4 protein-coding genes and 1 pseudogene are annotated in these 7,162 nt (G+C 47.5%); 4 read left to right on the forward strand and 1 reads right to left on the reverse strand.

The features are described from left to right. The first annotated feature begins 1 nt into the window (after position 1). From ACYQ4S_RS02735 to ACYQ4S_RS02750, 4 genes and pseudogenes are all read left to right on the forward strand, one after another. Complete coding sequence (locus ACYQ4S_RS02735) at positions 2–3,067, forward strand: alpha-amylase family glycosyl hydrolase (RefSeq protein ID WP_459769221.1); 3,066 nt, start codon at positions 2–4, stop codon at positions 3,065–3,067. A gap of 460 nt (positions 3,068–3,527) precedes the next feature. Beyond that, the gene (locus ACYQ4S_RS02740) at positions 3,528–5,225 is read left to right on the forward strand and encodes a glycoside hydrolase family 13 protein (protein ID WP_459769223.1); all 1,698 of its coding nucleotides are present in this window, start codon (positions 3,528–3,530) and stop codon (positions 5,223–5,225) included. Between the two features lie 15 nt (positions 5,226–5,240). Continuing rightward, on the forward strand, positions 5,241–6,245 hold the full coding sequence (locus tag ACYQ4S_RS02745; RefSeq protein WP_346023887.1) for an ROK family glucokinase: 1,005 nt from the start codon (positions 5,241–5,243) through the stop codon (positions 6,243–6,245). Positions 6,246–6,261: 16 nt separating this feature from the next. After that, positions 6,262–6,735, forward strand: a pseudogene (locus ACYQ4S_RS02750) (PTS transporter subunit EIIC); the annotation flags it as partial. Positions 6,736–6,817: 82 nt separating this feature from the next. Here ACYQ4S_RS02750 and ACYQ4S_RS02755 read toward each other — a convergent pair. Then, on the reverse strand, positions 6,818–7,162 hold a 345-nt coding region (locus ACYQ4S_RS02755; RefSeq protein WP_459769225.1), incomplete at its 5' end, for an RNA-guided endonuclease TnpB family protein.

Raw genomic sequence — 7,162 nt, forward strand, 5'->3', positions numbered from 1 at the left:
AATGAACAGAAAATCATCTGCATTATTTTCAGCTTTACTGGTCTTTTTACTGCTATTTCAGTCGTTAGCCAATGTCTTTCCCGATTTCACCTCCGTGAGTGCCGAGACTGAGCGGATGCTTCGGGTACATCTTGAAACGGATGAAATTGATAATGATCTCTCGTTATGGATGTGGGGAGATGTGCTGACGAAATCTGAGGACGTGTCTTCCTGGCCGTCCGGTTCGTCTTTTTCAGAATCTGATCAGACTGACTTTGGTTACTATCAGGACATTGCAATACAGGCGGATGCTGAAGAAATCGGTCTGATTCCTGTATTCGGAGATGGAACAAGATATATTGAGGAAGACATTATCATTACATTGTTCCCGGAAGTTGAAGAAGTCTGGATCAGAGCTGATGGATCTGTCCATTATTATGTTCCAGTCGACTTTGAGACACCGGCTCTGCGTATTCACTACCTAAACGACGCCGTGAACTATGAGGATTACGGGGTATGGTTCTGGGGAGATGCACCGAATCAGCCTAGTGAGTGGCCTAATGACGCCATTCCATTTTCAAATAATCAGGTCGGCCCGCACGGAGCCTACATCGATCTTCCAGTCAATGAATCTGCCCAGTCAGTCGGCTTTTTAGTCGTTAATCTGTCAGATGGAGAAGACAAGCTGACGGAGGACTTACGGTTCGCCTCATTTGATACGATGAATCAGGTCTTTGTCACAGCTGATGACCCAACTCAAGCCTTTACTAATCCTTTTTACAGATCAGATGAAGAGGACGGACCGGAAGAATCTGAGGGAGAAGAGGACATCAGAGTGTCTGCTTCAGTCAGCCGGGCATTCAGCTACAACGAACACGGACTTCTTGATGTCACGATCGATAATCAGTCTGACCTTGAGGTATCACGCATTTCAGCGGATGTCTCATCGATCGGGGGACCGTCTGATCTAGTTATTTCTCCTGAACTGAACCGGGTGACCCTATCAGCTGATCACACAATCCAGCCGGGAACATACCCAATAACCGTCAACGTCTGGGATGAAAACAACGGACGTTATACTGCGCAAACTGACGTGACAATCAGTGAGCGGAACAAGGCAGAAGGTGAACGGGACTGGGATGAAGAAATCATCTACTTTATGCTTACCGACCGCTTTGCTGACGGGGATCCGACGAACAATGATCCGTACGGCATTGATTACAGTCAGGCAGAAAATCCTCGAGGCACATATCAGGGAGGGGATTTCAAAGGGGTAACGGAGAACCTTGATTACCTGGAAAATTTGGGTGTGTCGACCATCTGGATCACACCAATCGTTGAAAATGTGGGTCACGATGTCGAATACCGCAGTGATAACGGCACCTACTATGCCTACCATGGCTACTGGGCAAAGGATTTTGAAGAATTGAATCCGCACCTTGGGACGCTTGAAGAATTTCATGACCTGATTGACCAGGCAGCGGACAGAGGGATCGCTATTATGGTCGATGTGGTACTGAACCATGCCGGCTACGGTATGCATCCTAACGACGGGGTGGACGATCCACCAGCAGGCTATCCGACGGACGAAGACAGGGCACGCTTTGACGGCATGATTAGAGAACAAGGCGGTAGCACAGACTTGACCATGGAACTGGCGGGTCTACCGGACTTTCTAACAGAAGAAGCGGCCGTCAGAGAGCAGCTGGTAGCCTGGCAGGCAGACTGGATCGAGCGCTCCACAACAGCTGATGGAAATGCGATCGCGAGTTTCCGGGTCGACACAGTCAAGCACGTCGACGATACGACCTGGCAGCACTTTAAAAATGAACTCATTGAAAGAGATCCAGCATTCAAGCTGATCGGAGAATCTTGGGGAGCAAATTACCAGAACGATCATGGCTATTTAAATACAGGGATGATGGACAGTCTGCTAGATTTCAGTTTCAAAAGCTATGCAGCAGACTTCGTCAACGGACGCATAGAGCGGGCGAATACTCATTTAGTCAATAGAAATAATGTTTTAGCCAGTAATGCTACTCTTGGGCAGTTTTTAGGCAGTCATGATGAACCGGGCTTCCTATATTCGGTTGGTGGAGATGAAGGGAAACTTAAGCTGGCTGCCTCGCTTCAGATGACCTCGAAAGGACAGCCGGTCATTTACTACGGGGAAGAGCTTGGCCAGACAGGAGACGCAAATTGGCCCCAGTATGATAACCGCTATGACTTCGGCTGGGATTTGATTGAAGGTAATCATATCCTGACGCATTATCAGAAAGTCATCGGATTTAGAAATGAATTCAGCGAACTGCTTTCCAGAGGAACGAGGGAGACTTTCCTGACTTCAGAAGACGAGGACTGGATGATTGTCGAACGGGCTCTGGAAGATGAATCAGTGTTTCTTGCCTTCAATACATCCGAAGAGGAGCAGCTGATTTCTGTGGGAGTGGATAGCAGCGACGTCATCGTGATGGATCATTATTCAGACAGCCAGTACTCTGCTGAAGAGACGGGGGATAGCCAGATCATCACATTTACATTGCCAGCCATGGCAGACGGCGGAACAGCACTTCTTACAGTGGACAACGGGTCACTGATTGCGGAAGAAATCGAAACACCGGATGATTCAGAAGAACCGGTAGAAGAAACCGAGGATGATGAAGAAGCAACTGACCCAGGCAACGGGGAACAGCCCGATGGAGAATCTGGACCAGGAACAGATCAGGAATCCGATGGCGACGATCCTGTCTCAGGTGGAGAAGAAATAGCTGATTCAGAAAGAGATGCCGAGGGTGATGGTCAATCGGCAGACCATACTGATTCGTCTGAGAATCCTGGTGCTGGTCAGGATAGTGAAGATTCCGCAGCTGATAGCGATCAAGGTCATTCAGATGGTCCATTAGATGACCCTAATGGTGAGGAGACTACCGAATCGGAAGGCGATTCTTCTAAATCCCAAACTGGTGATCGGAATGGAGAAAGACTTCCTTCTACGGCAACAATGCTCTGGACAGTCGGAGCAGTCGGCCTAGTGAGCCTTTTGACAGGGGTCGCGGTCAGACAGATCAAAAAGAAAAATAAGACATAAGAAAGAAAGCTGGGGTATGCCCCAGCTCTATAGACATTGAATGAAAAGCAGTGAGCAGCCTAGGATTTAAGAAGGTGCTTACTGCTTTTTCTTATGTCTGCTGCTTGGGGGAATCTGTCGAGCTCAGCGGGATCGACTCGAGATATGATTTCTTCTGAGTGGGTTCTAAGATGGATCTTGCGATCAACTCAAGCAGGAACGAACCACCGAGCTGGTTCCGAGTTGCTGCCCACATCAAACTCGTATCTAAAAGTCTCTCGAACTGGTCCCAATACATGTTCCAGCATCGATGTGCCCCGCCATAAAGCGACGTCTCACTAATCCATTTTTCATATATCCATTCTGATACCGATAACAGGCAGAAAAGTATTGAAAGCCGTTTATTCAGAAGATAATATTAGTCTGTTGTCATAATTGACAGGGTATAGAGTATCTCAGGAATATGGAGTGACGAATATAAATGAAAAAGCAATGGTGGAAGAAAGCGGTCGCGTATCAGATCTATCCGCGCAGTTTTTATGATTCAAATGGAGACGGCATTGGAGATTTAAGAGGCATTATTGAAAAGCTTGATTACATCAAGGATCTGGGGATCGATGTGATCTGGATCAGCCCGATTTACGAGTCGCCTAATGATGATAACGGATACGATATCAGTGATTATCACGGGATTATGAAAGAATTTGGAACGATGGCTGATTTTGACGAACTGCTTGAAGAAGTGCATAAGCGTGGCATGAAAATCATTATGGATCTGGTCATCAACCATACCTCTGATGAGCACGAGTGGTTTATCGAATCCCGATCATCTAAAGATAACCCCTACCGTGATTTTTACATCTGGCATCCGGCAAAACCGGATGGCTCCGAAATTAATAACTGGGAGTCGATCTTCGGTGGGTCGGTCTGGGAATATGATGAAAAAACAGGCGAGTACTATATGCACGTTTTTTCAAAAAAGCAGCCTGACTTGAACTGGGAAAATCCAAAGGTCAGAGAACGCTTATACGAAATGATCAACTGGTGGCTGGACAAGGGAATCGACGGGTTCAGAGTCGATGCCATTTCACATATCAAGAAAAAGAACGGCTATCCGAATATGCCTAACCCGCTGAACAAGGACTACGTGCCTTCCTTTGACGGACACATGAATCAGCCGGGCATCGATCTGTTTCTGTCGGAGTTTGCCGAGCGTACAATCAGAAACTATGATGTCATGACTGTCGGGGAAGCGAATGGAGTAAGGATTCAGGATGCAGACCGCTGGGTAGGCGAAGAGAAAGGCTACTTCAACATGATTTTCCAGTTCGAGCACCTAGGTTTATGGGGAGCAAATGGCGACGGACTTGACTTGAAGGAACTGAAAGAGGTCATGACCCGCTGGCAGAAAGGCCTGGACGGTCGTGGATGGAACGCGTTATTTATTGAAAACCATGACCTGGCGAGAAGCGTATCAACCTGGGGCAATGATGCAGATCTGAGAAAAACCTCTGCGAAAGCCTTGGCGACATTCTATTTCTTCATGCAGGGCACGCCATTCATCTATCAGGGTCAGGAAATCGGTATGACGAATGTACAGTTCGACTCGATCGAGGACTACGATGATGTCGGCATGATCAACATGTATAACATTGAAACGAAAAATGGCTCGACGCACGAAGAAATCATGGCATACATCTGGAAGAACGGACGGGACAATTCACGCACACCGATGCAGTGGTCAAATGCGCCTCAAGCCGGGTTCACAACAGGACAACCATGGCTCGGCGTCAATCCGAATTATCCGGATATCAACGTGGAACAGGCTCTGAATGATCCGGATTCGATCTATCATTTCTACAAGAAGATGATTCTGATGAGACAAACCACTCCTGCTCTGATCTACGGGCATTATGAACTTATTGCTGAGGAGCATGACAAGGTCTATGCCTACCTTCGCGCATACGAAGGGGTGGAATATGTTGTGATTGTCAATCTGTTCAATGAGACGACTGACTTGGACCTGAGTGAAGAACTGGAGCTTGGAGACTTGAAATTAAGCAACTATACCGTTACAGATGCTCAGAATGCAGTCATGACGCTGCGTCCATATGAATCACGTGTGTATAAAGTAACCAAACAGAAAATTTGGCACGATCCGAACTATTACGTTCTTTAAGCAAAGGAGAAGCGGATGGAAAAATTAGCGATTGGCATCGACTTAGGTGGAACGACGATTAAATTTGCCTTTCTGACACGGAAAGGGGAAACGGTCACTCAGTGGGCCGTTCCCACTCCTGTCCATAACAAGGGGCGCAGTATCGTTCCTACAATCATACAGTCGATTCAGGAAAAAATGAGCGAACAGTCACTTACGGCTGAAGATATTTCAGCAATCGGAATGGGATCACCTGGATCTGTGAACAGGTCTGAAGGGACAGTGACTGGTGCCTATAATTTGAACTGGACTGAAACGGTCCATGTCCGTGAAGAAATCGAAGGTGCCCTAGGAATTCCATTTGAGTTGGACAATGATGCAAACGTTGCCGCTCTGGGAGAGCAGTGGCTGGGAGCCGGACAAAATGAGCCACATGTGGTCTTTCTGACTCTAGGAACTGGTGTCGGGGGCGGAGTGATCGTCAACGGGGAGCTGGTTCATGGAGCACATGATACTGCTGGAGAAATTGGTCATGTCAAAGTCGATGCAGACGGTTTTCACTGTACGTGCGGTCAGGTAGGCTGTCTGGAAACAGTAGCCAGTGCGACTGGTATCGTCAATGTTGCCAGAAAAGAAGCTGAGCAGTTTATCGGGGAGTCACAGTTGGCTCAGAAAATATGGAACAGTCAGCCAATCACAGCGAAAATAGTCTTCGATCAGGCTAGATTAAATGATCCATTAGCAGATGATGTTCTGAATAAGGTGGGCAGCTATCTGGGAAAGACTTGTGCTAATATTGCCAATATCCTGAACCCGTCAACGATTGTTCTTGGGGGCGGGGTGTCCAGAGCCGGGCAGCTGCTGCTCGATTACGTGACGCCGCACTTTGAACGCCATGCATTTCCGACGATTGCCACACGCACAGCGATCAGAACGGCATCACTTGAAAACGAAGCAGGCGTACTTGGCGCCGCATCTCTAGCGTTTGCTCTAAAAGATAGAGTGGAAGCCGTTGGACAAAATGAAAACGTCAACTTGTAGAATAGGAGAATAAATGATGAAAAAGTTAATGAACTTTGAGTTCTGGCAGAAATTCGGAAAAGCCCTGATGGGAGTCATTGCCGTTATGCCGGCAGCCGGTCTGATGATCAGTATCGGTGGATCGATTCCGCTGATCAACCCTGACCTGACAGCCCTGGTTGCTTTTGGAAGCGTAATCGAGAATATTGGGTGGGCGATTATTGGAAACCTGCATATCCTCTTTGCTCTGGCTATTGGTGGAAGCTGGGCCAAAGATAAAGCTGGTGGAGCCTTTGCTGCCGGAATCAGTTTTATTCTGATCAATCGGATCACCGGAGCAATTTTCGGCGTCACTGGAGACATGCTTGCAGATTAATCAGCGATCACGCAGACACTATTCGGGACAGAGATTCCGGTCGATGGGTACTTTACATCAGTTCTGGAAGCGCCGGCACTAAATATGGGCGTGTTCGTCGGAATCATTGCCGGATTCATGGGTGCGATGGCATTCATTGAACTACCCCCACTTACTCGCTAACTCTCCTTGAAGTGGGGGATTCCTGAGAACACCAACCTATCGGTCGGTTACTTTATCAGGCTAACCCCGTAATCCCTACGGTTAATCGCAACGCTTCGTTGCGAAGATTCATGCTTGCGTTAATATCTCTATCGTGATGACTATTGCACTCAGGGCAAGCCCATTCACGGACAGTGAGATTCTTAACGGCTTTGTTTTGGTAGCCACAATTTGAACACAATTGGCTGGATGGAAAGTTTTTCGCCACAGTGACAACTTGTTTGCCGTACCAGTCTGCTTTGTATTTAAGCATAGTCCGGAACTCTGACCATGAGACTTCGCTGATGGCTTTACTCAACTTGCGGTTCTTCACCATGTTCGACACCTGCAAATCTTCGATACCGATGATGTCGTGGTTTTT

This window comes from Alkalibacterium sp. s-m-28 (assembly GCF_054658175.1).